The sequence below is a fragment of the Noviherbaspirillum album genome (assembly GCF_035916955.1).
GTDB classification, from domain to species: Bacteria; Pseudomonadota; Gammaproteobacteria; order Burkholderiales; family Burkholderiaceae_D; genus Noviherbaspirillum; species Noviherbaspirillum album.
In genome coordinates, this window is sequence record NZ_JAWIIV010000125.1 from 1 (window position 1) to 1,002 (window position 1,002).

Here is a 1,002-nt window from a genome sequence, read left to right on the forward strand (position 1 = left end):
CACCGGTGTAGGCTTCGCTGGAAGCGGCGAACTTGAGCCGCTTGAGGATGGCCATTTCGTGCGTGAGCTTGTCGATCAATGCCTGCTTGCCGCGCATCTCCTCCAGCAGCCGGCTGGCGAGCTGGCGCAGTTCGTCGGCGCCGAGAATGGACAGGTCGAGTGCGGAAGTCATGCGCGGCAGTGTGCCAGAACAGCTGCCGTTATGGAACAGAAACAGTATACGTGCCGAGCGTTAGAGCACGGCGATGACGTGGTCAGCCGTCAGCGTCTTCCATGGCAGGCCGGTGACTAGCGCCTGCAATTGCTCTATGTTGAGCGCCACGGTGTCAGTCGAGCCGCTATCGCTCCAGACGAAGCGACCACGGTTGAGCCGACGGGCGGCAAGCCAGATGCCCAAGCCATCGTAGACCAGCACCTTCATCCTGGTACCGCTCTTGTTGGCAAACAGATAGGCATGGTGCGGGCGTGCGGCGCCGAACACCTTGACCACACGGGCCAAGGCGGTATCGGTGCCGGCCCGCATGTCCAACGGTTCGGCGGCTAGCCAGATGGCATCGATGCGGATCACCGCAGCACCTCGCGCAACCATGCCGCGCACTCCGTGACAGCGGACAGTGGCCAACTGACAGTGGCTGTCATCGAACCGCGGCGTAGTTCAATGCGTAGTTCGGTAGTGACAGGGGCAATGCCAGCGGTAGAAATGGGAATGGGAACGAAGGTCGACGCAGGTGTCGCAACAGCTTTGCGTTGGCGTTGCATTGCCCGGCCTCGCCACTTGTGCACCAAGTTGGCATTGATACCGTGTGCCATGGCCACGGCGGCGACGGAAGCACCTGGGCGTTCGCATTCTGCCAGGATCTGTGCCTTCAGCGCTGCGTCATGGTAGCGCCGGCGAGGTGTGGTTGGTGTCGCTTCTGTCATGAGGTGTCCACTTCAAATGAGGTGGACACGATCATCCTTATAGGTCACATCCGTTACAAGGTGGTTTCGCTAGGCGCTTAC

General features: G+C 60.9%; 2 protein-coding genes. Both read right to left on the minus strand.

Annotated elements, in window-relative coordinates; genetic code table 11:
* Positions 1 to 232 precede the first annotated feature (232 nt).
* Entirely contained in the window at positions 233 to 589 is a 357-nt protein-coding gene (gene tnpB / locus RY831_RS33005; protein ID WP_326510503.1) for an IS66 family insertion sequence element accessory protein TnpB, read from the minus strand.
* Positions 565 to 921, minus strand: coding sequence for an IS66-like element accessory protein TnpA (gene tnpA, locus RY831_RS33010; RefSeq protein WP_326510504.1), 357 nt, complete (start codon positions 919 to 921; stop codon positions 565 to 567). Before tnpA ends, tnpB begins: the two co-directional genes overlap by 25 nt.
* Between the last annotated feature and the right edge of the window lie 81 nt (positions 922 to 1,002).